This is a genomic window from Paenibacillus sp. EPM92 (genome assembly GCF_016586185.1).
Classification (GTDB): Bacteria; Bacillota; Bacilli; order Paenibacillales; family NBRC-103111; genus Paenibacillus_G; species Paenibacillus_G validus.
Window position 1 is genome coordinate 141,800 of record NZ_BCPS01000079.1, and the last position, 25,654, is coordinate 167,453.

General features: G+C 54.3%; 20 protein-coding genes. 5 read left to right on the plus strand and 15 right to left on the minus strand.

What is annotated here, in order from left to right; all coding sequences use genetic code 11:
• Positions 1-191: 191 nt before the first annotated feature.
• Positions 192-530 carry a metal-sensitive transcriptional regulator gene (locus JMF85_RS19300; protein WP_230876248.1) on the minus strand — a complete coding sequence of 113 codons (339 nt, stop codon included), beginning with the start codon at positions 528-530 and terminating at the stop codon, positions 192-194.
• A gap of 169 nt (positions 531-699) precedes the next feature.
• Between JMF85_RS19300 and JMF85_RS19305 the strand changes: the two genes are divergently transcribed.
• Positions 700-909 (plus strand): hypothetical protein, encoded by a 210-nt coding sequence (locus JMF85_RS19305; RefSeq protein ID WP_155615292.1) that lies wholly within the window; start codon positions 700-702, stop codon positions 907-909.
• Positions 910-1,008: 99 nt separating this feature from the next.
• Here JMF85_RS19305 and JMF85_RS19310 read toward each other — a convergent pair whose 3' ends face one another.
• The 5 genes from JMF85_RS19310 to glgB form a co-directional block, all read right to left on the minus strand.
• Positions 1,009-2,694: a GAF domain-containing sensor histidine kinase gene (locus JMF85_RS19310; protein ID WP_201318760.1), complete on the minus strand. Its 1,686-nt coding sequence runs from the start codon at positions 2,692-2,694 to the stop codon at positions 1,009-1,011.
• A 79-nt stretch (positions 2,695-2,773) separates the two neighbouring features.
• On the minus strand, positions 2,774-4,213 hold the full coding sequence (glgA, locus tag JMF85_RS19315) for a glycogen synthase GlgA (protein WP_127608931.1): 1,440 nt from the start codon (positions 4,211-4,213) through the stop codon (positions 2,774-2,776).
• Positions 4,214-4,287: 74 nt separating this feature from the next.
• Positions 4,288-5,397 (minus strand): glucose-1-phosphate adenylyltransferase subunit GlgD, encoded by a 1,110-nt coding sequence (gene glgD / locus JMF85_RS19320; RefSeq protein ID WP_164751902.1) that lies wholly within the window; start codon positions 5,395-5,397, stop codon positions 4,288-4,290.
• 7 nt (positions 5,398-5,404) lie between these two features.
• On the minus strand, positions 5,405-6,574 hold the full coding sequence (locus tag JMF85_RS19325) for a glucose-1-phosphate adenylyltransferase (RefSeq protein WP_141335680.1): 1,170 nt from the start codon (positions 6,572-6,574) through the stop codon (positions 5,405-5,407).
• Positions 6,567-8,522, minus strand: a complete 1,956-nt coding sequence (gene glgB / locus JMF85_RS19330) for a 1,4-alpha-glucan branching protein GlgB (protein WP_196426960.1) — start codon at positions 8,520-8,522, stop codon at positions 6,567-6,569. The genes JMF85_RS19325 and glgB overlap by 8 nt, the downstream gene beginning before the upstream one ends.
• 332 nt (positions 8,523-8,854) lie before the next feature.
• On the opposite strand from glgB, the gene JMF85_RS19335 reads away from it, so the two are divergent.
• From JMF85_RS19335 to JMF85_RS19345, 3 genes are all read left to right on the plus strand, one after another.
• A complete protein-coding gene (locus JMF85_RS19335) occupies positions 8,855-9,067 on the plus strand; it encodes a cold-inducible protein YdjO-related protein (protein ID WP_155615288.1) in 213 nt (70 codons plus the stop codon).
• 315 nt (positions 9,068-9,382) lie between these two features.
• Positions 9,383-10,246: a class I SAM-dependent methyltransferase gene (locus JMF85_RS19340; protein ID WP_054800273.1), complete on the plus strand. Its 864-nt coding sequence runs from the start codon at positions 9,383-9,385 to the stop codon at positions 10,244-10,246.
• A 3-nt stretch (positions 10,247-10,249) separates the two neighbouring features.
• Complete coding sequence (locus tag JMF85_RS19345; protein ID WP_155615287.1) at positions 10,250-10,939, plus strand: RluA family pseudouridine synthase; 690 nt, start codon at positions 10,250-10,252, stop codon at positions 10,937-10,939.
• A 56-nt stretch (positions 10,940-10,995) separates the two neighbouring features.
• On the opposite strand, the gene JMF85_RS19350 is transcribed toward JMF85_RS19345, so the two are convergent.
• Both JMF85_RS19350 and JMF85_RS19355 read right to left on the minus strand, forming a co-directional pair.
• On the minus strand, positions 10,996-13,638 hold the full coding sequence (locus tag JMF85_RS19350) for a PAS domain S-box protein (protein ID WP_201318761.1): 2,643 nt from the start codon (positions 13,636-13,638) through the stop codon (positions 10,996-10,998).
• Positions 13,639-13,765: 127 nt separating this feature from the next.
• Positions 13,766-14,185 (minus strand): MarR family winged helix-turn-helix transcriptional regulator, encoded by a 420-nt coding sequence (locus JMF85_RS19355; protein ID WP_155615343.1) that lies wholly within the window; start codon positions 14,183-14,185, stop codon positions 13,766-13,768.
• A gap of 191 nt (positions 14,186-14,376) precedes the next feature.
• On the opposite strand from JMF85_RS19355, the gene JMF85_RS19360 reads away from it, so the two are divergent.
• A complete protein-coding gene (locus tag JMF85_RS19360) occupies positions 14,377-14,544 on the plus strand; it encodes a hypothetical protein (RefSeq protein WP_196426959.1) in 168 nt (55 codons plus the stop codon).
• A 4-nt stretch (positions 14,545-14,548) separates the two neighbouring features.
• Here JMF85_RS19360 and gyrA read toward each other — a convergent pair whose 3' ends face one another.
• The 7 genes from gyrA to JMF85_RS19395 all read right to left on the minus strand — a co-directional run.
• Complete coding sequence (gyrA, locus tag JMF85_RS19365; protein ID WP_201318762.1) at positions 14,549-16,984, minus strand: DNA gyrase subunit A; 2,436 nt, start codon at positions 16,982-16,984, stop codon at positions 14,549-14,551.
• A 15-nt stretch (positions 16,985-16,999) separates the two neighbouring features.
• Positions 17,000-18,973, minus strand: a complete 1,974-nt coding sequence (parE, locus tag JMF85_RS19370) for a DNA topoisomerase IV subunit B (protein WP_155615285.1) — start codon at positions 18,971-18,973, stop codon at positions 17,000-17,002.
• 147 nt (positions 18,974-19,120) lie between these two features.
• Entirely contained in the window at positions 19,121-20,113 is a 993-nt protein-coding gene (locus tag JMF85_RS19375) for an ABC transporter permease (protein WP_054798116.1), read from the minus strand.
• Positions 20,106-21,077: an ABC transporter ATP-binding protein gene (locus JMF85_RS19380; RefSeq protein WP_141335685.1), complete on the minus strand. Its 972-nt coding sequence runs from the start codon at positions 21,075-21,077 to the stop codon at positions 20,106-20,108. The genes JMF85_RS19375 and JMF85_RS19380 overlap by 8 nt, the downstream gene beginning before the upstream one ends.
• Positions 21,078-21,094: 17 nt before the next feature.
• Positions 21,095-22,060 (minus strand): GDSL-type esterase/lipase family protein, encoded by a 966-nt coding sequence (locus JMF85_RS19385; protein WP_141335686.1) that lies wholly within the window; start codon positions 22,058-22,060, stop codon positions 21,095-21,097.
• Positions 22,061-22,283: 223 nt separating this feature from the next.
• Complete coding sequence (locus JMF85_RS19390) at positions 22,284-23,723, minus strand: peptidoglycan DD-metalloendopeptidase family protein (protein WP_201318763.1); 1,440 nt, start codon at positions 23,721-23,723, stop codon at positions 22,284-22,286.
• Positions 23,724-23,882: 159 nt separating this feature from the next.
• Positions 23,883-25,654, minus strand: a 1,772-nt coding sequence (locus JMF85_RS19395; RefSeq protein WP_201318764.1) for a dynamin family protein, incomplete at its 5' end; no start/stop codon positions are given.

The following is a 25,654-nucleotide window of genomic DNA, read 5'->3' on the forward strand; positions in this document are numbered from 1 at the left end:
AACTATTGAATGTTCAATTATTTGCCACAAGCAAGGTCAAGGTTGCATGATTGGTGGAGGCGCCCATTATCCCCTCTCTTGCTATGACAGCCGCGACTGAAACAGGAGCACTTCTTGCGCCGCAAATCAAAAAAGCCCGCGGCAACCCATGCGGACTTCTAAGAATTTCGATTGTCGTCAACCCGGCGCAGCTACTTCAGCAGCTTGTTCATCGTGACGAGAATTTCGTCGATGACCTCCCGGTCGCCCGACTGAATCCGCTCGACTACGCAGCTTTTCATATGCCCTTCCAGGAGCAACTTTCCTACGCCGTTCAACGCCGATTGAATGGCCGCGATCTGGTTCAACACGTCGTCGCAGTATGTATCTTTCTCGATCATCCCGCGAACGCCGCGAATTTGGCCTTCGATCCGGTTGAGCCGGGTGACGAGGTTGCTTTTCATTTTATCGGAGTGGTGGCTCTTGCGTTCGCTTCCGGCATCGGCGCTCCCGTTCTCCGTATGACATCCGTTCTGGTCTTGCGTCTCCATGGCCATTCCTCCTATCAACCTTCATTATAACCGCTCCCGAATCGAATTTGAAGCGTCCCTCCCGTGATACGGGAAAGAGTTGTCATATTCAATCCGATCCTCGCATATACTTAATCTCGCGTCCGTAAACAGGACGACCGAATAACAATAAGGGACAGGTGATACCGTTATGTGGGAAAGCGTATTAAAAATGCAGCAATTGGAAATTCAAATCAACTCCGGAGACAAGGCCGTCCGCTTACGCATCAGGGAGGAAGCGGCTGCGGCGGCGCCGAAGGCGCTGGAGCTGAGCCAATCGGAGTTATTCGAACTGATGCATACGTTCCTAACCATCAATCGCACATTCAACCAAGAAGTGATGTACTACGACGAAGCATAGATGCAGCGCCTCCAAACCGGATGAACCCACCGATTTATAGATGGTCCTGAATTCCTGCACACCCTCCCGGCAGCCGTCTTTCGGACGGTTTGCTGAAATTCAGGGGGAGGGTATTGCATACTTCTCCATCGCAAGCGTGAATGAAGAGCCTTGACCAACCTCCGATACATAATGAATGGAGCCGCCGTGCGCGGTGACGATTTGTTTCACAACGGCAAGACCGAGTCCGGTCCCCCCCATTTTACGGCGATCCGAATTGTCGACGCGGTAAAATTTCGTGAAAAGCTTCTCCCTTGCCCGCTCCGGAATACCCAGCCCGTAATCGCGAACCGTAACGTGAATCCTTCCATCCTCTTCCATCAGCTTCACTTCGACCCGATCCGACTCCGGCGAGTATTTCACCGCATTGCTGATCAAATGAACAAGCGCCTGCTTCATCCGTTCCGGATCCGCATAGACAAACAACGGGTTCGGGCCGGCTTGCAGCAGGATGCGGTGCGTCGCATGCTCCTTCCAGCCTTCGACGGCCTCGGCCGCAAGGCTGCGCATGTCCGTTGGCGAGAACAAATAACTTTGCTGCCCCGCCTCCATCCGCTGCAGATCCAGCAGATCGTTCAACAATAACGTAAGCCGCTTCGCTTCCCGGTGTATCGTTTGCAAATAGCTATGCCTCTTGTCCGCCTCCGGATTCCGTTCCTTGATGATTTCCGCGAAACCCATGATGCTTGTCAACGGTGTCCGCAGTTCGTGCGAAACGACGCTCATAAACTCGCTTTTCATCCGATCGATTTTCTCCTCGTCCGTCCGATCGCGAATGCCGATGTAATAGTGCTGCGGCGAGGTTTCCGTTAAGCCGATGACATATCCCGTCACCTCATAGACACGGCGCTCGCCGTCCTTCAACCGGTAATCAAGACGTTCGGCGAACAGCTCCACATGTCCGTTTAACAGTTGCTCAAGACGTTCAAGCAGCTGGGGGGAACGAGCCTCGCCGCTTTGCAGCAGGTGCTCGGCGAAAGCTCTGACATCCGGATAATGGGCCGGTTGAACGCGAAACCATTCCACCAGCTTTTCGTTATGCAGTACGATACGGCCGCTCCCGTCGCACAGCAGCCTTCCCTCCAAGCCCGACTCAAACGCTTGTCGGATCAATACCGCTTGAGACTCGCTCTTCGCGATCACCTGCTGCAGTCGTTCGGCCAGTAATTCCTTTTCCCGCAAGTCCCGGCGAAGCTCGATTTCGGTCACGACCCAACGGCCAAACTCGACAAGCCGGGCCAATTCGCGCTCTCCGATCGTTCGCGGCTCCGTATCGATGATGCACAGTGAGCCGAGAATGTTCCCCTTCGATGTCTGGATCGGGACCCCGGCATAGAAGCGGATCCCGTTCTCTTGGCGTACGAACCGGTTGTCCGCGAACCGCTCGTCCAGACGGGCATCCGTCACAACGACCGGTTCCCGTTCCGCGACCACATATTGACAGATGGCGGCTTCCCGCTCCGTCGAGCGGGAACGCTCTAATTCTTCCTGAAGCCCGAAGCACGACTTGAACCATTGCCGGTCTTCGGTAACCAGCGTAATTAAACAGGTCGGCACCTGGAACACGTCCGCAACCAATCGAGTAATCCGATCGAAGGCCGGCTCGCCGGGCGTATCCACGATATCTAAAGCATACAGCTCCTGAAGTCTTCGTCGCTCGTCTTCATCCGAGAACTTTACGATGTTCAACCGCACCCTCGCCCACGCACCCTCGACTTGAAATGTAGTCTTGATATTATTCGACACAATGCGGTCCAGCTCCTTCATCCATGCACAAAAAACCAATGTCCATGCGGACATTGGTCGTTGATCGTTGATCGAGGGATTACACTTTCACGGATGGAATTAACGATTCGTACAAATCGATATATTGCTGGGCCGACTTGCGCCAGCTGAAATCTTTCTTCTTTATATTCGCCAGCAAATTCGCCCACACGTCCGGCTGCCGATACAACCTGACCGCACGGTCGATCGTATACAGCATGTCATGCGCGTTGTAGTTGGTGAACGTGAAGCCCGTGCCTTGTCCGGTCTCTTCGTTATACGGGCTCACCGTATCCTTCAAGCCGCCCGTCTCCCGTACGATCGGCACGCTGCGGTAACGCATCGCGATCAGCTGGCCGATGCCGCAGGGCTCGAATAACGAAGGCATCAGGAACATATCGGAGGCCGCATACACTTGCCGTGCAAGCGACTCGTCGAACAATATTTGCGCCGACAGCTTGTCCGGATTTGCGGCAGCCGCCCACCGGAACAGCTCCTCGAAGCGCGGTTCGCCCGTTCCGACGATGACCCATTGCGCGTCAAGCTGCATCAGTTCCGCGATGACGCGGTCGATCAAAGAGAGCCCCTTCTGATCGACCAAGCGCGTAACGAGCGCGATTAACGGCACCTCTTTGTTGACGGGCAGGCCAAGCCGTTCCTGCAGCTTCAGCTTGTTTTGCTGTTTTTTCGGGTAGGAGTCGCGGTATCGGACCTCGAGGTTTGGATCGGCCATCGGATCGAACTCTTCGTAATCCAGCCCGTTGATAATGCCTTGCAACCGGTGATTTTGGCTGCGCAGCAGACCGTCGAGACATTCGCCGTAATAAGGCGTTTGAATCTCCTCCGCGTAGGTCGGGCTTACTGTTGTCATATAATCGGAGTAAAGCAGCCCGCCCTTCAGAAAGCTGGCTCCGCCGTGCAGCTCCAGCGCATAACCGTGCAGATGCTCGTCGCCGAGCGCGAAGTAGTCCTTGAACGCCTCCTTGTCGAAGACGCCCTGATACTTGAGGTTGTGAATCGTAATGATCGTTTTGATGTGCGCGTACGGGGGCTGGTAGCTGAAATGAGCCCGATACAAGACCGGAATCATGCCGGTCTGCCAGTCGTGGCAATGGATCAAATCCGGTATGAAGCCGATGTGCGGCATCGCGTCCAGAACAGCGCGACAGAAGAACGCGTAACGTTCGGCGTCGTCCCCGTAACCGTAGCAGCCTCTGCGGCGATAGTAATATTCGTTATCGACAAAATAAAAGACGATACCCTCGTGCACCAGCTTCAAGATGCCGCAGTACTGCTTTCTCCACCCCATCTGAAGGTCGAAGGAGGCCACTTGCTCCATCCGTTCGACGTACTTGGCCGGAATGTCTTCGTATTTGGGTAAAATGACGCGAACATCCGCACCCTGCTTGACGAGCGCTTTGGGGAGCGAGCCGATCACGTCGGCGAGTCCTCCCGTTTTGACAAAGGGGACGGCTTCAGAGGCTGCAAATAACACTTTCATGGCTTCCTACCACTCCTTTATATAGAGCGCATCCGGCCGTGCGCTCGGTTGCAAAGGCCGGACGCGCCGATTTATTAAATCACTTTGGTTTTGGAAGCGATAAACGGTGCTTGTTTGTCTCCGGTAAGCACGCGGCCGCGATTGATGAACACGTCCTTGTCGAGGATAGCGTTCTCGATGATGACGTTCTCTTCAATTTCGCAGTTTTGCAGGATAATACTGTTTTTCACGTAAGCGCCTTTGCGAATCTTCACCCCGCGGAACAAGATACTGTTCTCTACCTTCCCTTCGATCATGCATCCGTTAGCGATCAAAGCGTTACGGGCGTGGGCGTTCTCGGCATACCGTGCCGGCGGTTCGTCCTTCACCTTCGTATAAATGAGATTGCGCTGGAAGAACAACTCTCGCCACACCTTCGGGTTGAGCAGCTGCATGCTGTGCTTGTAATAGCTTTGGATCGTATTCACAATACCTGTATACCCTTGATGGTGATACGCGTAAACGCTTAGTTTATCGATATTTTTCATAATGCCGTCGCGCACGAGATGATCGTAGCCTTGCGCCAGGCAAGATTCCACCATATCGAGCAGCAGCTCCTTGCTCATGATGTACATCTCCATGGAGATGTTGTCGGTGCGCAGCCGCCCGGACTGGTCCTCCATCAGCGTGACTTTTCCGTCATCCTTGACGGCCATCCGGCGGAATTTGGCGTATTCGGTTTCTTCCGCTTTCTTATAGACAACGGTAATGTCCGCATTTTTTTCCAAATGGTAATCGAGCACTTCGTTAAAATCGATATTGCACACCATATGAGAGCGGGTGATGAGCACATATTCCTCGCGTCCGCGGTAGAAATAATCGCGATGGTTGTAAAATTGGAACAAATCGCCGCGCGCCATACCGGTCGTCTCGTGCAAAACCGCGGGAAGAATGAACAAACCGCCGCGTTTGCGGTCCAAATCCCATTCCTTGCCGGAGCCGAGATGGTCCATCAGCGACCGGAACTTGTGCTGCGTGAACACCGCAACGTTGCCTATGCCGGAATTGACCATATTGGACAAGGCAAAATCGATCATGCGATAGCGGGAGCCGAACGGTACCGATGCGACGCAGCGCGAGTAAGTCAGCTCCTCCAGTTCATCCGGTTCGTTCACCAAGTTGATTACGCCCATCAAACGTTTCATACGCCCGTCATCCTTTCACCGAGAACGAAGTGTTTTTGCCAATGTACTCGTTGCTGCCGATTAATACGATGGATTCGTCGCCTTGCCCCTCCGGACTGCCGACGACCGCACCGTCCTCGATGACCGTTCCTTCGCCAATAATCGCTTTGTGGATACTCACATTGCTGCCGATCTTCACGTTCGGCATAATAACCGAATCGCGGACAAGGCTGCCTTCGCCCACCTGAACGCCATAGAACAAAACAGAGTGATCGACTTCCCCGAACACCGCGCAGCCTTCGTTGACGAGCGAGCGTCTGACCTGTGCGGTCGGCGCGATGTACTGTCCCGGCTGGAACGGATTGACCGAGTAGAAGCGCCATTCGCGATCGTTCAGATTAAACTCGGGCTCATCCTCAAGCAAATCCATATTCGCTTCCCACAAGCTTTGAATCGTGCCGACGTCCTTCCAATACCCGTCGAACGGGTAAGCGAACATCTTCTGTTGATCCCGCAGCATCGCCGGTATCAAATCTTTGCCGAAGTCTTTGCTTGACTCCGGATCCACTTCGTCTTTGATCAAGTAAGACTTAAGCACCTGCCAGTTAAATATGTAAATGCCCATCGAAGCCAGGTTGCTCTTCGCTTCCTTCGGCTTCTCGGCGAATTCGGTAATCCGCTGCTCCGCATCGGTGCTCATGATGCCGAACCGGCTCGTTTCTTCCCATTTCACTTCAATGACGGCGATGCTTGCGTCCGCGTCCTTGCTCTTGTGGAAGTCGAGCATCAGGTCGTAATCCATCTTGTAGATGTGGTCGCCGGAAATGACGAGCACATATTCCGGGTCGTATTGATCGATGAACGGAATATTCCGGTAAATGGCATTGGCCGTTCCTTTATACCAATCCCCGCCGCTTTGCTCCATATACGGAGGCAGGACGGTTACCCCGCCGTGCTTACGGTCCAAGTCCCACGGCGTGCCGATGCCGATGTACGTATTCAGTACGAGCGGTTGATATTGCGTAAGCACGCCCACGGTATCGATTCCCGAGTTCGTGCAGTTGCTTAGCGTGAAATCGATGATGCGGTACTTGCCTCCGAAATGCACCGCAGGTTTGGCCAACTGTGTCGTCAGCACGCCCAACCGTCTTCCTTCGCCTCCTGCAAGCAGCATGGCTACACATTCTTTTTTACGCATCGGTTTGACCCCTTCCCCGCTTCGCATTCGTTGCTTTACGATTGACAATCTTGATCGGTTTGAAAATGACCGTGGCCAGCGGAGGCAGCGCTACATGCAGGCTGTCCGGATGACCATGCCACGCTAACGCTTCCGTCTTCAGCCTGCCGGGGTTCAGCTTGCCTGAACCGCCGTATTCGCCGGCATCGCTGTTGAATTGCTCGACATACTCTCCAGCGAACGGGACGCCGATTCGATATTTCGCATGGTACACCGGCGTAAAGTTGGTCACGATGACAAGCGCATCCTCCGGCTTGCGCGACTTCCGCATAAACGTCGTGACGCTTTGCGCCGCGTCGTTCGGGTCGATCCAGGCGAACCCATCGGGCGAGTGGTCGAGTTCCCACAACGCCGGCTCGCGCAAGTACAGATGATTCAAGTCGCGTACATAACGGTGCATGCTGCGATGGCTGTCATAAGCCAACATCTCCCAATCGAGATCCTCGAGATCCTTCCATTCGTCGAATTGGCCGAATTCCCCGCCCATGAACAGCAGCTTTTTGCCGGGATGGCTCATCATGTAGCCGTATAAGGCGCGAAGATTGGCAAACTTTTGCCAGTAATCCCCGGGCATTTTATTTAATAACGATTTCTTTCCGTGCACAACTTCATCATGAGACAGCGGCAGCACGTAGTTTTCGGAGAATGCGTACATGAAGCTGAACGTCAATAAGCGATGACTCCCGCCGCGGAAGTACGAATCGGTTTCCATATACTTGAGCATGTCGTTCATCCAGCCCATGTTCCATTTGTAATTGAAGCCAAGTCCGCCTTCGTGCACCGGAGCGGTGACAAGCGGCCAGGCGGTGGAATCTTCCGCCATCATCAGCGCGTTCGGATAATAACTGAACACCGTATGATTCAGCTTCTTCAAGAATTCGATGGCATCCGGATTCTCGTCCCCGCCATGGGCGTTCTTCACCCACTGATCGCGCGGCTTGCCGAAATTAAGATAAAGCAAGCTTGCGACCGCATCCACGCGCAGCCCGTCAATATGGTACGCGTCCATCCAGAAAAGCGCATTGGAGATTAAAAAATTCACAACTTCACGTTTGGAAAAATCGAAGGTCAGCGTGCCCCATTCCGGTTTCTCGGCCAGGCCCGGATCGTTGTACTCGAAGAGCGGTCGCCCGTCGAACTGGCGAAGCCCGTGCTCGTCTTTGACGAAATGGCCCGGCACCCAGTCCATAATGACGCCGAGACCGGCGTTGTGGCAGCAGTCGACGAAATACATGAACTCGTGCGGCGTACCGAATCGGCTGGTAACCGAATAATACCCGGTAGCCTGATACCCCCAGGATCGGTCGTAAGGATGCTCGGCCAGCGGCATCAGCTCCAGATGGGTGTACCCCATATCCTTCACATACGGGACGAGCTCATCAGCCAGTTCGCGATACGTGTAATAGGCGCCGTCCGGCTTCTTTTTCCAGGTGCCCAGATGTACTTCGTAGATGTTAAGAGGAGATTCGTAGACGGAAGCGCTCTGCTTCCGGTCCTGCCACGCTTGATCCGACCAATTGAAATCGCCCAGATCGAATACGCGCGAGGCGGTGCCCGGCTTCAGCTCGGACCAAAAAGCGTACGGATCGGCTTTATACAGGAGCGTCCCGTCGGGGGTAAGGATTTCGTACTTGTAATACTCGCCGGGTCTGACCCCGGCAATGAACGTCGACCAGACGCCCCAAGTGCTCACCTTATGCATCGGATGTCTGGTTCCGTCCCACTCATTAAAGTCGCCGACAACGCGAACTTCACTCGCGTGAGGGGCCCATACGGCAAAACGGACGCCGACGGTTCCGTCCCATTGCGTGACATGAGCGCCGAGAAGCTTGTAGCTCCGATGCAAGTTGCCTTCATGAAACAGATACAAGTCCTCCGGACCGGGGATTGCGGTGTTCAAAGTAGACATCCCCCTCAAATAAAGTATTCTGTCACTATTACACAAATACTACATGACAGCTAGAAAATCCTTTCCGTTTAGTAAAAATCTTCTAGAAATTGTTTCGAGTCCCTGCCGGATGGCGAATAGCGGGAATGGAGGAGCGGTGTTGGAGGATGGGGACGGGCTGCCCGATGGATGACGAACGGCGGACAAACGACGAAAACCGTCATAGTTGGCGTGAAGAAACCCGTTGTTGGGTTTCGGCTGTTTTTCTTGCGTTTTTTTTCGCGCAGGTACTGGCATAAACCATCCAACCTCGGTTAAAATACAGAGGTTTGGAGAGGAGGTGTCACAACAAGATGCAGCAGAACAACGAACAGAAACCGGAACTCAAACCGACCGTGATTTGGAAATGCAGGGATGCCTCCTGTAAAGCCTGGGTTCGGGAAGATTTCGCGACCGGCACTTACCCTCCTTGCCCGATTTGCCAAGGAGAGACGATTCGAAGCTATAAACATTTACCGGCGGTGGCGATTAAAAAAACCAGAAAATCAAAAAAGGTCTCCCCTTAGTTGACGGGAAGACCGGGAAGCAGCCTTATTTATTTGTTCTTCGATTTGTTGCTTGATTCCGCTACTTCGGAGTCCTGGTTGTTGCCTGGTTGGGACTTTTTACCATTGTTATTGGCGTTGTCACGAGACATACCTGTTTGCCTCCCTTCGATTCGATGATCCCCTTCAGTATTTCCTCTGCCCAAGAGGGCTATTCGAGTGGAATTGCGTCTCTCCTTCATGTAAAATAGATAGAATGGCGCAAGCTTCGCAGCGGTTGACGCATGACCTGAAACTTGCCATACATATGAGAACGCAAAGGATGGACGAAGACGCATGTATGCAGCTCAAGATTGGAAAGATTACGAAGTGATCGATACCGGAGACGGAGAAAAGCTGGAGCGCTGGGGGACGGTCGTTCTGCGCAGGCCTGACCCGCAAATCATTTGGCCTCTGATCAAAGAAACGGGCGAGTGGCGCCAAGCGGACGCGCATTATCACCGGAGCTCGAGCGGCGGCGGCCAATGGGAGTACAAGAAGCAAATTCCGGAGCGGTGGACGATCTCGTATCGCAACCTCTCTTTCCACATCAAGCCGACCGGCTTCAAGCATACCGGACTGTTCCCGGAACAAGCGGTCAACTGGGCGTGGATGATGGATAAAATTCGCGGCGCAGGCCGTCCGATCCGCGTGTTGAACCTGTTCGCCTACACCGGCGGCGCCTCGGTTGCCTGCGCGGCGGCCGGAGCCGAGGTTTGCCACGTGGACGCTTCCAAGGGCGTCGTCCAGTGGGCCAAGGAAAACCTGCAGCTGTCCGGCCTCGGCGACCGCCCGGTACGCTTCATCACCGACGATGTATTCAAGTTCGTGCAGCGGGAGCAGCGCCGCGGAAGTAAATACGATGCGATCATTATGGACCCGCCTTCCTACGGACGCGGCCCGAACGGCGAAACGTGGAAACTGGAAACCAACTTGTATCCGTTCGTTGAATCTTGCATGAGCATCTTAACGGACAAGCCGTTGTTTATGCTGATCAATTCGTATACGACCGGCATCTCGGCGTCCGTGCTCAAGAATGTGCTGTCGCTATCGCTTGGACGCCGGTACGGCGGCACGATCACCTGCGGCGAGATCGGACTTCCGATTACCGCTTCCAAGCTGATGCTGCCGTGCGGCATTCTGGGACGCTGGGAGGCTTAACGAATGGCCGGTGTTCCCTCTATCCCCGTGTTATATGAAGACAATCATGTGATTGTCGTCATCAAACCGCCGAACGTGCCGACACAGGAAGACGATTCGCGGGATCCGGATTTGCTAAGCTTGATTAAAGCGGACCTGAAGGTCCGGCACCGAAAGCCGGGCAACGTGTATCTCGGTCTGGTGCAGCGGCTTGATCGTCCCGTAGGCGGAGTGATGGTGTTCGCCAAGACGTCGAAAGCCGCCTCCCGGCTATCCGATGCGGTACGGACGCGGACGATTCGCAAGCAGTATCGCGCCGTCGTGAACGGCAAACCGAAGGAACCAAGCGGAACGCTGCGCCACCATCTGCTGAAAGATTCACGCACGAATATGGTTAAGGTCGTACCGGCCGACAAGGAAGGCGCCAAAGAGGCGATTCTCGATTACCGGATCGTCGGCTCTCAAGACGGCCTGTCGCTCCTCGAGATCGAGCTGCATACCGGCCGGCCGCACCAAATTCGGGTGCAGTTCGCTGCAATCGGCTGCCCCTTGGTCGGCGACCAGCGCTACGGCGGCGCTTCGGCAGTCCCCGGCCAGCAGATCGCGCTCTGGTCGGTAAGCCTTGCGTTCGAGCACCCGGTAACGAAAGAGGCGCTGCGCTTTCATTCGCAGCCGCCGACAGCCTATCCGTGGCTGCTGTGGGAGCAACGGTAGCTCGATGTCTGCGCCGCTCCGCTCGCGGTTCTGACCCCTGAAAAATAAACACATACCTAACGAGGTATGTGTTTATTTTTATAGAATTGTTCCATCAGATTCGAGACAACCTCACATTTAATGGGCTTACTTATGTATTCATCCATGCCAGCGGCTAAACATTGTTCGCGATCGCCATTCAGCGCATTGGCGGTTACGGCGATAATGTAAGGGCATCGTTCCGGCGGCAGCGATGCTTTTATCGATTTTGTGGCTTCCAGACCGCTCATCACAGGCATTTGAATGTCCATAAAAATAAGATCATAGGTCTCGCGGGCGACAGCCTGGATCGCCTCTTCGCCATTCTCAACAATGCTGGCGCGATAACCGAGACTTTCCAGAATCCTTTGCAGGACCAGCTGATTGATGACGTTGTCTTCTGCAATTAAAATGTTCAGAGGCTGTCGAACATAATTATCCTCCTCTATAGACGGATGCTGCTGCAGCGACTCCTTATCGCCTTCCGCCTTAACCATAACCGTAAATACAAAGGTTGCCCCGGGTCCATGCGTAGGCTCAATCCATATTTCCCCGCCCATCAGATCGACGAGCCTCTTGCTAATCGCCAGGCCTAACCCGGTTCCTTCCGGTTTGCGGTTCAAGAAGTGATCTATCTGGTAAAAGGGCTCAAACAACCGATGGATCTTATCTTCCGGTATGCCGATTCCGGTGTCCCTAATCATAAATTGAAGCTGCACCTGATTCCGGGCTTCCATTACTTTCTTCACGGAGATGGTGATTCCGCCGCTATACGTGAACTTGATGGCATTGCTGATCAAATTCAACAGCACTTGCCTCAGCCTGTTCGAATCTCCGATAACGGTTTGAGGAACTTGGGGATCGATGAATACAGTCGATTCCAAATTTTTTGCAAGCGCTTTTGAAAGCAGGACGTCAAGCGTCTCGGAAATATTGTCCTGCACACTAAAAGGCTCTTCCGCCAGTTCCGTCTTGCCGGCTTCAATTTTGGAGAAGTCCAGAATATCGTTGATCAGGGCTAGAAGTGTATGTCCGCATTTGCTTATGATTTCGACATACTCTTGTTGTTGAGCGTCGAGATCCGTCGTTTCTATAAGCAGGTCTGTCATCCCGATAACACCGTTCATGGGCGTGCGGATTTCGTGACTCATCATAGCTAAAAACTCGCTCTTTGCTTTATTCGTGCTTTCCGCCGCTTCCTTTGCGATTAACAGCTTTTTCTGTTCGGTTATATCCTTGGCAATAATATAATAGCCAACGGTTTCCCGATTGATGATGATGGGGGCAATGGTTGTTATCAGCTCCACGACATGACCGGCTTTATGTTTGAATTTATCAATGTGTTTTTCTGCGAATGTATGGTTAGCGGAATCTAACAATATTCTTTCCAGATTGCGGACCCCAATGAAGGCTGCAATCTTCATGCCGATCATCTCATGAACACTATAGCCGGTCAGCTGTTCGGCCCTTACATTTGTGTTCGTGATCTTGCCGTTCAAATCAAATGAAATGACAGCATCGTGGTTATATTTTTTTAATGAGGTATATCGTTCAATGGTCTCTTGCAGTTTTAATTCGATAGTTTTACGTTCGGTAATATCCTGGATAATTCCTTTTACGATCAGGGGACGACCGTGATCATCAAATGAAACAGATACGCGAATATGCAAATATTTGGTCGAGCCGCCAGGGTTCAATTGACGAAATTCCGAGCTGAAATCATGACCTTGGAAGGCTTGTTCCATGCAAGCTGCAAACCGCTGCCGATCGTCCGGATGAATCAGAGACGCAACATCGCTTGGAAGAAGTTCATTTTTGTTCAGGCTGAATATTTCATAAGCTTGATCCGATAATGAAAGTTTATTGCAGGAGATATTCCATTCCCAGCTTCCCACCAGCGTAATGCGCTGTACCTCGGCAAGATTATCCTCGTTTCTCTTTCGTTCTGTTATATCGCGGGCAATCCCCAAAATTTTTTCGATTTGGCCGTGCTCATTCCTGATCGTTCTAAGCGTGGATTCAAACCAGATATAGCTGCCGTTTTTATGACGCACCCGGTAGGTAATGACATCGTTATCGGATAGAGACATCGTCCGCAATTTTTCCAGGTCGTCAGGATGATAAAAGGCAGGGCTGCTTTTTCCAATAACCTCTTCCGGCTCGTAACCTAGTATTTCGCGAATGGAGGGGGAAATATATCGGGTTATTCCATCCGGCGTGTTGTACGATATAATGTCTAATGCATGTTTCGTTATCAGATTGTACAATTCCTCTGTTGCAAGCAATTTCTGTTCGGCAGCTTTTTTCTCAGTGATGTCAATAATATGGGAAATGAAATAGAGGGGAGTTCCATGCGGTTCTTCGCGAACAAGCGAAACATGCAGGGACGTCCAGAGCTCGCTGCCGTTTTTTTGGACATACCGTTTTTCCATTTCGCGATTGGATGAGCCCCCGTCCAGCAGCTCATCGATGAAATCGTCCGTCCTTTGCAAATCATCCGGGTGGGTGATGTCCCTAATGGTAAGCTCAAGCAATTCTTTTTCCGAATAACCCATAATTTTGCATAAAGCGGGATTCACCTTAATCCATGTTCCATCCATGGACACCAAGGCGATGCCGATTGGAGCAAAGGTGTATGCTTGCTCAAAATAAGTATGGTGATCGAGTTGTATGTTCCGCATACAAAGATCCTCCCGTTCAAATGTAGTACGTTATATTCAGGCCCAATACGAAGTAGACCTCCTCGCCATGTCGGCACGGGAGGTCTACTTCGTATTCGGCATTCGTATATATACAAGGGCACAACTGTTAGGCGTTCGCCACTTTACCGAGCAAATACACGAGCAGTTGCTGATTGTGCGATGAAATCCGGCTTAAATATTGCTGCAGAAACTGTTCGCGGACTTGCACGCCGCGTTCACACTCCGTCCGTCCGTGCTCCGTTAAGATTACCCAAACAATGCGCCGGTCTTTCTCGTCCCGCTCGCGGGCGATCAAGCCGCTCTTCTCCATCCGATCCAGTAGCGTTGTAATCGCCGCAGGCGTCGTGGCCAAATAATCGATAAAATCGGACGGCTTCATCTTCGTCTTACCGGCGACCTGCAGCAGCTCGAGCACGGTTAATTGACCTTCTGTCAGCGAAGGCGCCAGCTCTGTTTCCATATGCGTGCGGAGGTCTTTGGACAATTTCCACCATAGTTTGGCGAATTCTTGAGTTATCACTACCATCACTCCCGAGAATCCTATCGTTTTCCTTATTATAACATCTCTTCCTGTCCAATAAAAGGTTAATCACCTAAATATTTTATGACATGAAACGATAAATTCGGGTACCATTTGACGGGCTTCAACATATCATGCAGCAGAGGGCGATCGCCCATAGGGGCAGCTTGTCAATCCTTGTAGCAAGGAGGAACATTATGGAGGACTGGAAAACAAAAATCGGAGAAAGCGCTTTGCATAAAGGCATCATTAAAGACCCACACTGGCTGGATCGCTTGGACGATCCGATGCCGGTGTGGGCCGTGTTGGAGCTGATGCTTGAATTGTTGGAACGGGTGGAACCGACGTACTCGAGTTACGATTAATCCGTCACGTAATTTTTAGCAGATCGACGATCCAATCTTTCTTGTCCAGCGCGATCATCTGCTTCCCTGACGACTTTCGCTCATCGATCGGCGTTTGCTCCGTGGAGAAAGTCGCTTTCTCCCCCGAGTTTAGAATAGCGGTCAAGTCGAACGGTTCTTTTACTGTAAACGCGCCGAGCAGCGTGGAACCGTTCGGTTTCACACGCTTGCCTTCTTTGAACTCGAAGGTGAGAATCCCCTTGCCCCCGCGTCCTTGAACCGGATAATCGGCGACGAGCGAGCGTTTGGCGTACGCAAGCTCTGTCACAACCACCACTTCGCCTTCATCGCCTTCCACCAAATCGGCCGCAACCACTTCGTCGTCTTCCTTCAACGCGATGCCGCGAACGCCCGCAGCCGCCCGGCCCATCGGGTTTACTTCCTCTTCTTTGAAGCGAATGGCCATTCCCTGCTTCGTAATCAGCAGGACGTCCTTCGTTCCCGTACTGAGCAGCACGTTCAACAGCCCGTCCTGTTCGCCGACCTTGCACGCCACGATTCCGCTCGAGCGGTTGGTCGCGTAATCCTTTAATTCCGTACGTTTGACCTGGCCTTTGCGCGTAAAGAACAGCAGCGACTTCCCGGGCTCGTTGAAATCTTTCAACGGAATCACGTTCACGATTCGGTCGTCCTTCGGGATCGGAATGACGTTGACGATCGCCGTTCCGTTTTCCTTCCATTTGTACTCCGGAATCTGATGGACGGGAAGCAGGAAGTACTGCCCTCTTTGCGTGAAAATGAGCAGATTTTCCAGCGTGTTCACGTCGAACAAATGCCGGAGATAATCGCCTTCCTTCAAGCCCGTCTTATCGATCTCGCCGCCCGAGCGGATAAACGACAGCTTGCCCGTCCGTTTAATATACCCGTCTCTGGACAGCGTAACGAACACGTCTTCCGCCGTTACCATGACTTCGAGATTGACCTTCAGCTCTTCAACCTCGTCCTGAATGACCGAACGCCGGTCGATGCCGTATTTATCGCGAATTTGCGAGAGTTCGTCCTTGATAACGCCCAGCAGCTTTTTCTCGCTGCCCAGAATGCTCTGCAGGTAAGCGATCGTCTTCTGAACTTCCTTCAGCTCTTTCTCAAGCGAATGGATCTCCAGATTTGTCAATCGGTACAGCTGCAGCGTAAGAATGGCGTCCGCTTGCCGCTCGGTGAAACCGAACATCCAGACCAAGTTGTTCTGCGCGTCTTGGCGGTTCTTGGAAGCCTTGATCGCGGCAATCACTTCGTCCAGTATATTCAATGCTTTCACGAGGCCTTCCAGCACGTGCCCGCGGTCCTCGGCCTTCTCCAGCTCATACTTGGTGCGGTGGGTAACAACTTCCTTCTGATGCTCGATATACGCCTGGAGCATATCCAGCAAACCGAGCTGCTTCGGCGTTTTGTTCACGATCGCGACCATGTTGAAGTTATACGTGATCTGCAGATCCGTTTTCTTCAGCAAATACGCCAAAATCCCCTGCGCATCGGCATCCTTCTTCAGCTCCACGACGATTTTCATGCCTTCTCGGCCGCTTTCATCGCGCACCTCGGCGATGCCCTCGATCTTTTTCTCCAGCCGTATATTTTCCATCGCGGTCACGAGCCGGGACTTCACCACTTGATACGGAATCTCCGTAATGATGATTTGCTGCTTGCCGCCGCGCAGCTCCTCGATCGCTGTCTTTGCCCGCACATAAATGCGGCCGCGGCCCGTACGGTACGCTTCGCGTATGCCTTCCGAGCCCATAATGATGCCTCCGGTCGGAAAGTCCGGACCTTGGACGAACATCATAAGCTCCTCCAGCGTACTGTCCGGGCGGTCGATCAGCGAGATGCAGCCGTTAATGACTTCCCTCAGGTTATGCGTCGGAATTTCCGTGGCGAAGCCCGAGGAAATACCGCTGACGCCGTTAACAAGCAAATTCGGATAACGCGAAGGCAGCACGACCGGCTCCTTCGTCGTGTTGTCGAAATTGTCTTTGAACAGCACGGTCCGCTTATCGATGTCCCGCAGCAGCTCCATGGCGATCTGCGACAGCCGGGCTTCCGTATACCGCATCGCGGCCGCCGGGTCGTCGTCCATCGAGCCCCAGTTGCCGTGGCCGTCTACGAGCACATGCCCCATCTTCCAAGGCTGTGCCATCCGCACCATCCCGTCGTAAATGGACGAGTCGCCGTGCGGATGATAGTTGCCCATCACATCCCCGACCGTCTTGGCGGACTTGCGGTATGTCTTGTCCGGCGTGTTGCCGGCATCGTACATCGCATATAAAATCCGCCGCTGCACCGGCTTCAGGCCGTCGCGTACGTCGGGTATGGCGCGGTCTTGAATAATATATTTGGAATACCGGCCGAAGCGGTCGCCGACAACCTCTTCGAGAAAGGCCGGCAAAAAGTTCTCAAGTATGCTCAACTTGCTGCCCCCCGTTTATTCTTCATATTCCGTGAAGTCGACGTTCTCGATAATCCAGCGTTTGCGCGGATCGACCTTGTCGCCCATGAGCGTAGACACCCGTCTCTCGGCTTTGGCCGCATCCTCGATCTGCACCTGAAGAAGCGTGCGCGTCGCCGGATCCATCGTCGTTTCCCACAGCTGATCCGGGTTCATCTCGCCGAGTCCTTTATACCGCTGAAGCTCAACGCTCTTGCCGAGCTCCTTCATGAGCGCTTGCAGCTGCTCGTCCGTCCAGGCGTAACGCACTTCGCTGGATTTACCCGATTTCTTGGTCACTTTGAACAGCGGAGGCTGGGCAATATACACCTTGCCGGCGTCGATCAACGGCTTCATGTAACGGTAGAAAAACGTAAGCAGCAGCACTTGAATGTGCGCGCCGTCGGTGTCGGCGTCGGTCATGATGATGATTTTGGCATAATTGCTTTCGGAAACTTCGAATTCCGGTCCGACACCCGCGCCGATAGCGGCGATAATCGCCTTGTACTCGTCGTTCTTCATGATGTCGGCCAGCTTCGCCTTCTCGGGATTCATCGGCTTGCCCTTGAGCGGCAAAATCGCCTGATGCTTCGAATCGCGTCCTTGCTTGGCCGAACCGCCTGCCGAATCCCCTTCGACGATAAACAGCTCGTTGCGGGTATAATCTTTGGACTGCGCGGGCGTCAGCTTGCCGCCGAGATTCGAGCTCTCGCTCTTGCCCTTCTTGCCGCTGCGCACTTCCTCCCGCGCCTTACGGGCCGCCTCGCGCGCCCGGGCCGACTGGATCGCCTTCTTCATGATCATTTGCGCGACCTGCGGGTTTTCCTCGAGGAACACAGCCATCTTATCGGACACGACCGCGTCGACCGCGCTTCGCGCCGAGGCGCTGCCGAGCTGATCTTTCGTCTGTCCGACGAATTCGACCTCGCCCATCTTGATGTTGATGACCGCCATCAGTCCCTCGCGCAAATCCTGGCCGTCGAGATTTTTCTCCTTCTCCTTGAGCAATCCGGCTTTCCGCGCGTAATCGTTCATAACGCGCGTATACGCCGTCTTGAATCCGGTTTCGTGAGTACCCCCGCCGCGCGTCGGAATCGAGTTGACGAACGAAGCGAGCGTCTCCGTGTAGCCGTCGTTGTACTGCAGCGCTACTTCGACCTCGATCTCGTCGCGTTCCGCCATAAAATGAATGACGTCGTGCAGCACGTTCTTCTCTTCGTTCAAAAACTGGACGAACTGACTCGCGCCGCCCTCGTATTGAAATACGTCCTCTTTATTGTTGCGCAGGTCGGTCACCGTTACTTTCAGACCCGAGTTCAGGAACGCGATCTCCTGCAAACGTTCAGATAACGTATCGTAATTGATCGTCGTGCCGCCCTGAAATACCCGCTTATCGGGCTTGAACGTCACTTTCGTGCCGGTTTTGCGCGTATTGCCGATCACTTCAAGACCGGTTACGGGCTCGCCGACATGCTCTTTCCCGGTATCGTCAACCCAATATTCAAACCGCTGGCGGTGCACTTTGCCCTCGCGGTAAATTTCCACTTCGAGCCATTCGGACAGCGCGTTCGTCACGGATGCGCCGACGCCGTGCAAGCCGCCGGATTTCTTGTATCCGCCGCCGCCGAATTTACCGCCCGCATGCAAAATTGTAAACACCACCTGCGGTGTCGGAATGCCCGTTTTGTGCATACCGGTCGGGATGCCTCGGCCGTTATCCTGCACCGTCACCGATTGGTCCTTATGTATGATCACATCGATTTGCGAGCAGTGCTTGGCCAAGTGCTCGTCCACCGCGTTATCCACGATCTCCCAGATCAGATGATGCAGACCGGACGTCGTGGTGCTGCCGATATACATCCCCGGGCGCTTGCGCACCGCAACGAGTCCTTCGAGCACCTGAATATCGTCCGCCCCGTAATCCGCAGGCGCCGCCGTTGTATTTCCAAACAAATCGAGTTGTTCCGTCATCGCAGCCTCCCAAACAACACAGCACGAGAAATCAAAGTTTCGCTGAGTTTTCATTAGCCGAAGGTGACGAACTTGGACCGCTTGTCCATTTCTGCCAAATCGTCCAAGTATGCTTTCAGCTAACATGCATTATAACATTTGAACGGATTAGTTCAACACATCTTTTTTCGTGAAAACGGCAAATGATACGAGGATCGACAACGCGACCCAGACACTGAGCACCGTTAACGAAAACGGCAGGTCCATCCCTTTGATGGGTGGAAGACCGCCGGTCAAGTAATCCGTCAGGTCAAGATTGACCATAAATAAATATTTCGCCGTCTCCCACGAGGAGACCATGCTTGTCAAGATCGTGCCGGAAATTAGCACCGCCAGCATGATGCCCATACCCGCCGCCGTGCTGCGGACGAGCACGGAAATCATCATCGTCATGATCGCCACGGCAACGGCCGCAAACCAGACGAGCCCCAGCTCAAGCAGCAGGTAAAACCACTGCTCCACCACGCGAACGCGGGAGAAATCGACGTCCGTTCCCGTCACCGAGAAGCCGAGCAGCCGCGGCATATCCCATCCCCCGTAACCGAAGAAGAGCCCCGAGATCAAGTAGCTGAGCAGCGCTGTGGCCACGACGACGACGGAAGTGAACAAGATGAGCGTGATCAGCTTGCTGAGAAGCACCCGCCACCTGGGCACCGGCCGCGTCAGCAGCAGCTTGATCGTCCCGCTCGTATGCTCGCCGGAGACGATATCGGCGGCGATGACCATGACCATCAGCGGAATAAACAAGCCGACGGCGTTTTGAACGAACGTTACTGTAAAGGTTACCCCGTTCGGCGAAGCGGGATTCACATCTTTATCCAAATAGTATTGGGCAAGCTTCACTTCAACCTGCAAACGCTGCTTCCACTCCTCCGGAAGTCTTGCGCTGCCGAGCCTTTGCGTGTAATCGCGCACCTTCTGACGCTGCTCCACGCGCCAGTCGGTCGTGCCGAACTGCTTCTGATTGTTTTGCGCCACTTTCATCTGGGCGTAGGTGAACATCGGAATGATCGCCGCGAGGATGAGCAGCACGACGAGCAGCCGTTTCTTTTTGACCATCTTGATGCTTTCGTTCATCACAAGCCCGTACAAGCTAGCCAATGCGCTCACCCTCCGTCACTTTCAAGAATAAATCTTCCAGCGTCGGAAGCTTGATTTCGATGCCGTGCAGCTCAACCCCCGCTTCAATCAGACGCTTGGACAACAGCGGGATATCGTCCGGGTTCATCTGCATGGCGATCCTCGCCGGCTGCTCGTCCGAACCCGCATCTGCGCTCAGATCCGGCGTGTCCGTACCCGCGCCGTGCGGCTCCAGCACCTGCAGCGCCTTGCCGGCCGGCCGCACGCTCCAGACGACCCTGCTCGCCGATTCGTCGACGAGCGAAGACACTTCGCCAACCTGCAGCACCTCGCCGTGGCTTATAATCGCAACGCGGTCGCACAGCTGCTGAATTTCGCTCAGCAGGTGGCTCGACACGAACACGCTTAGTCCCGTCCGGGCGAGGCGGCGAATAAATTCGCGCAGCTCCTTGATGCCTTGCGGATCGAGACCGTTCGTCGGCTCGTCCAGGATGAGCAGCTTCGGATCGTTCAACAGCGCCTGCGCAATACCGAGCCGCTGCCGCATGCCGAGCGAGTATGTCTTCACCTTGTCGCGGATGCGCGCGTCCATGCCGACGATCTCCACTACCTCGCGGATGCGCTTCTCCGTCACCCCGGGAAGCATGCGGGCGAAATGCTCCAGGTTCTCCCAACCGCTTAAATACGGGTACAGCTCCGGATTTTCGACGATACAGCCGACGTACTGCAGCGCTTCCTCGTGCTGCTTGAGCACGTTGTACCCGCAGATATGAATCTCGCCTGCCGTCGGCTTGATTAAACCGACCAGCATCCGGATCGTCGTCGTTTTACCGGACCCGTTCGGGCCCAAGAAACCGAAGATTTCACCGGCACGAACATCGAACGAAATGCCTTTGATAATAAGCTTGTTCCCGATCTTCTTCTTAACCCCTTCCACCGACAAGACGATGTCGGCGTCCCCGCCCTTGCTCGTCCGCTCCGCCATGACCCTCTCTCCCCCGTTTACTGTAAAATGTCCGCGATCCTCTCGGCAATACGCTCATAGCCTTGCTGGTTCGGATGAAAATGATCGGTGTATAAATATTTCGAGCCCTGCAGCTCGAATAAATCGTACGTCGGAACGACCGTTACATTCGGGTAACGGCTTGCGATTTCGAAAGCGGCCGTATTCCAGCGCTGGATGATCGGAGCGCCGGCACGGTCTTTATCGATGTCGAGAAAAGGATGGTACAGCCCGACGTACAAGACGCGCGCATTCGGATTCGCCTTGCTCACCCGGTCGATGATCTGCTCCAGCCGCTGGAGCGCCTCCGGCATCCGCGTGAGTGCCGCTTGCGGGTTGAACGCTTCACCCAGCTGAACGTCGGAGCCTGACGGGACGGGCGCTGCAGTCCGGCCGTCCGTTCCTTCGCCGGGGTTCGCTTCATCAGGCTTGGACGCTTGGCCGGCTTGGCCGTTCGGCGCGTTGAAGATGCCTTCGCCGCCTTGAAATAAATCGTTCCCGCCGATCGTGAGCAGAACGAGATCCGATTCCGAGATCGACCTCGCGATGTCCTTCTTGGCCTCCCAATCCTTCAACAAATCGGTCGTGCGGAACCCCGGAATCGCAAAATTGTTATAAACGTACACCGGTTTGCCGAGTCGCTGCTCCAGCTTGTCCCGTACGCTGCGCACATACCCTTTGCCCGTAATATCCCCCGTACCGGCGGTTAACGAGTCGCCGAGCGCTGCGATCCTTATCTGCGTTTTCGCTTCCCAGGCTTGACCGGATTGTGGTTCGGATGGCGCCGCCGCCCCTTCATTTGCAGCGGGTGCAGGTACGGTACCGACAAAACCGGTGCCTACCCCTGAAGCCGCTTGCGGGAATATGATTTGATTGACGGCATACGCAAAGCCGGCAGCGCATACCGCTGTGGACAGAAGCGCCCCGAAGCCGACGGAACGCCATAACCAGCGTGTAGAGCTCATGCTTCTCCCCCGATCCCATGTCTAATTTTGTCACAGCATCCACTATACTTTTTAGAGTAGCCGTTCATTGACCGATTTGCAAATGTACGGACTTATGCCTATGCTGTATACTACTTGTATAAGGTGCGGACAGAGAAAGTCAGGCAGAAATATAGGATGGTGTATAGGGCCGGAGTGAACAAACATGCCCAAGGGGGATTTATAGCGGCGGAGGTCCTGCGGGTCAACTCAAATATTTCATCGGGTTTTGCTGGGAACCGTTCTTAATAATTTCAAAATGCAGATGGACGCCCGTTGAATTTCCGGTGCTTCCCATCACTCCGATTTTTTCGCCTTTGCTGACGAATTCGTCCTTCTTGACTTCGATTTTGCTTAAATGCCCGTAAAGCGTCTCATACCCGTTCCCATGGTCGATCATAATGCAATTGCCATATCCGCTCTTCCAACCGGCATATACGACCTTGCCGCTGTCGGACGCCATAATCCCCCGCTGCTCGGACACAAAATCGGTGCCGTTATGCGATTTGCCCCAGCGCAGCCCGAATTGGCTCGTCACTTCGCCCCGCAGTACGGGCATGGCGAACTTGCCGGACCCGGCGCCGGCAATCACTTTCGTACCTTGTTTGACGACGGTTTGCACCGGCGCTTCCAACAACTCCTCGCCTACGGTCGATTGTTCCGTAAACCGCCCGTTCACATGGATCGATTGAACCGTCACCTTCTTAAGCCCGGGCTTGCCTTGCGATACAATTTGAATGACGCCGGCCCTCAGGCTGTCATCCTTCTCATAAACGACGCCGCTGGGCACCTTCCTCTGTTCGGTGCGCAGCTCGGTCGTTTTGACCGTAAGCAGCGGCTGTTTCACCGTAATCGCAAGCTTCTGCCCGACGCGGATCAAATCGCGTTTAATTTCCGGATTGTTCGCCCGAAGCGTCTCGAGCGGGATCGCAAACTTCTGGGCGATTAAGGACAAGCAGTCGCCGCGCTCCACCGTATACGTTTGCGCTTCGTAGGTCCCCGATAATATGCGCTCCTTCACTACGTCGGAAGCCTCGACCTTCCCGGGCTTGACGAGCGTCTCGTTGATGCTGACGTCTTGGACGAACGTACCGGTTGTCCGCGCTTGGGCTGCGGCAACTGCGGAATCCGGGGAGGATCCGACGAATTCGGCGGATAACGCCCGCACTCTTATGTTCTTCCTGTCCGGGGACGGCAGGAATGGAGCTTTAATCTGCTCCAGCAGCTCGGCGGCCGCAGCTACATCTTTCACAACCCCGACCGATTTGCCGTCAATGCGGATTTCCGCAGCAAAGAAATAAAACACGATTCTGTCTTTCAGCGCGGCAATAACGGCTTCGTTATCGATAACACCGTGAAACGTTTCGTTGCCCACGAAATGAAGCCTCTCCATATTCGAGGTTACCCGTAAATTCGGCTGTTGGCGTTCCATTTCCTCGTAACGTTCGTTCTTCCACCTTTTCACCACATCGGGATCCGAGACGGTTCCCATCAGCTGTTCGTCCAGAAACACATCATAGCGCGGAATGGTTTGCGCCTTGATAAACCACCGGCCTGACAGCACAACGGTGACAATGACAGCAAAGGCCGTGACCCATTGAATCGTTCCTAACGTACGCTTCCACAGACGTGTCGAGTTCTTCAACGTCTCTACCTCCCTGAAATTTACGTTCTTCGCGCTCCCGGGCGGGTGTGCTCCGCATCCCCACATGTATATGAGACCTTGCGTCGAAAAAGACAAAAAAATACCCCCGACTTCGCCGTAAGGCTAGAAATCGGAGGTTTGGACGGCCCGCCACCCGGATTAGCTCGGCGGCAAATACTGCAGCAGGCGGCAATGCTTTTCTTTCAACGCTTCCAAGTCAAGCTTCATGTCGAGCGCCTCAAGCAGCCCTTCGGCCTGCTCTTCAAGCGCCGTGCGCCATTGCCCCGCCAGCTCGGCGATGACGCTGCGCAATTGATCGGCGTAAGCCTCCTCCAGCCGGGCGGCTTGCGCTTCCGTAAAGCGGCGCATCGGATCGTTCAGCTTCGCTCCCAGCTCCTTGCGCAGCTGTGACTTGCCCTCTCCTTCGAAAAACTGCTTCGCATTCTTGAAGAAGGACGCCAACCACTTCGTCTGCACCTCGTCCGCCAGCAGCGTGTCCGTCAACTCCGGCGTACGCAGCTTGAACGGCTGCACATCGGCAGGCTCGAATGAAGGAATTTCCGTACGTATCGTCTCCGTCCACGAGTCAGCCGCCTGCTTCGCCATCCGGTTGATCTTGTTCTCGATACGCAGCGTCGTGGCCAAAATCTCTTGGGACAAATCGAAGGAGATCATCCGGCGCAGGTCTTCCCAAGCCGATTGCAGCACCACTTTGGCGTCGCGCGGGTCTTCACGGAACAGCGAAGGGTTAAACGCCACGTTGAACAATTCGCCGAAACGGTATGAAGATCGCTGCTTGACATAATACAGCAGCTCCTCGATTTCCTTGCCGAGCTCCCGGACGTCAGCCTTATCGGCGTCCTGCTCCAGCCGGGCGGCGCTCGTTCGCAGGGCGCTGCGCAGTTCTTCCGCCTGCTTGGCCCGGTCGGCCGCATCGCTCTTCGCGCTGTTGATCCAGCGCTGCAGCGTGTCCGCCGCGCGGCGGATGTCCGCTTCGCCGGCTCTGACCGCGATGTCGGTCAGTTCCCCGAAGGTGAAGCGGACGAAGTCCCGCTCGAAGCGAACGATGCCCGATTGCTCCGTCGTCTGCGGATCGCCGTTCTGCTTGCCTTCCAGGGCGTAATAACTGGAGAGCGGATAAATGCGCGGATGGCGAATGCCGTGCTGAAGCAAATTGCTTTCGACATGACCGACGACACCTTCCAGCTCCTCCGCGGAGGAAGCGAGGTCGGCGGCGTTGACGATGAAAAACATTTTATCCAGTTCGAAGCTGTCCTTGACCCGGCCGAGCTGCAGCAGAAATTGCTTGTCGGCGTGGGAGAACGCATGGTTGTAATACGTGACGAACAGAATCGCGTCCGCGTTCTTGATATAGTCGAAGGCGACGCCGGTATGACGTGCGTTGATCGAGTCCGCTCCCGGCGTATCGACCAGCACGACGCCCTGCTCCGTCAACGGGTTCGTATAATATAATTCGATGAGTTCGACAAAGCACGATTTGGATTCGTCCGCGGCGTAACTGCCGAATTCATCCGATGTGATGCGCAGCTCCTGCCCGAGGAAATCGCTCATGCCGCTCCAGCCCTGCTGAACGGCACGGAGAAACGCATAATGCGGCTTGCCCTTGCCCGGAATCCGGTCGGCCTTCAACCCGCCGATCGCCTGCAGCGCCTGCTCGATCGTAACGGCCTTCTCGCCAAGCACCTCGAGCGAGTACAACACGTCGGCGATCAGCCGGTCGCGGCTCTTCATGCGCACTTTGGCCGTTCCGTGCGGCCAGCCCGCTTCCGCATCGGGCGGCATGATTTTGTTGATCGCCGCCGTCGTCGGATTCGGCGAAACGGGCAGCACCCGTTCGCCGATCAACGCGTTGGCGAACGACGATTTGCCTGCGCTGAAAGCCCCGAACAGCGCGATCGTGAAGCGGTTGC

What these genes read in the sequence shown, in the direction of transcription:
- JMF85_RS19300 (WP_230876248.1), bottom strand. Translation starts at nt 530, where the DNA reads ATGGAGACGCAAGACCAGAACGGATGTCATACGGAGAACGGGAGCGCC.
- JMF85_RS19305 (WP_155615292.1), top strand. Translation starts at nt 700, where the DNA reads ATGTGGGAAAGCGTATTAAAAATGCAGCAATTGGAAATTCAAATCAAC.
- glgA (WP_127608931.1), bottom strand. Translation starts at nt 4,213, where the DNA reads ATGAAAGTGTTATTTGCAGCCTCTGAAGCCGTCCCCTTTGTCAAAACG.
- glgD (WP_164751902.1), bottom strand. Translation starts at nt 5,397, where the DNA reads ATGAAACGTTTGATGGGCGTAATCAACTTGGTGAACGAACCGGATGAA.
- JMF85_RS19325 (WP_141335680.1), bottom strand. Translation starts at nt 6,574, where the DNA reads ATGCGTAAAAAAGAATGTGTAGCCATGCTGCTTGCAGGAGGCGAAGGA.
- glgB (WP_196426960.1), bottom strand. Translation starts at nt 8,522, where the DNA reads ATGTCTACTTTGAACACCGCAATCCCCGGTCCGGAGGACTTGTATCTG.
- JMF85_RS19335 (WP_155615288.1), top strand. Translation starts at nt 8,855, where the DNA reads ATGCAGCAGAACAACGAACAGAAACCGGAACTCAAACCGACCGTGATT.
- JMF85_RS19340 (WP_054800273.1), top strand. Translation starts at nt 9,383, where the DNA reads ATGTATGCAGCTCAAGATTGGAAAGATTACGAAGTGATCGATACCGGA.
- JMF85_RS19345 (WP_155615287.1), top strand. Translation starts at nt 10,250, where the DNA reads ATGGCCGGTGTTCCCTCTATCCCCGTGTTATATGAAGACAATCATGTG.
- JMF85_RS19350 (WP_201318761.1), bottom strand. Translation starts at nt 13,638, where the DNA reads ATGCGGAACATACAACTCGATCACCATACTTATTTTGAGCAAGCATAC.
- JMF85_RS19355 (WP_155615343.1), bottom strand. Translation starts at nt 14,185, where the DNA reads ATGGTAGTGATAACTCAAGAATTCGCCAAACTATGGTGGAAATTGTCC.
- JMF85_RS19360 (WP_196426959.1), top strand. Translation starts at nt 14,377, where the DNA reads ATGGAGGACTGGAAAACAAAAATCGGAGAAAGCGCTTTGCATAAAGGC.
- parE (WP_155615285.1), bottom strand. Translation starts at nt 18,973, where the DNA reads ATGACGGAACAACTCGATTTGTTTGGAAATACAACGGCGGCGCCTGCG.
- JMF85_RS19380 (WP_141335685.1), bottom strand. Translation starts at nt 21,077, where the DNA reads ATGGCGGAGCGGACGAGCAAGGGCGGGGACGCCGACATCGTCTTGTCG.
- JMF85_RS19385 (WP_141335686.1), bottom strand. Translation starts at nt 22,060, where the DNA reads ATGAGCTCTACACGCTGGTTATGGCGTTCCGTCGGCTTCGGGGCGCTT.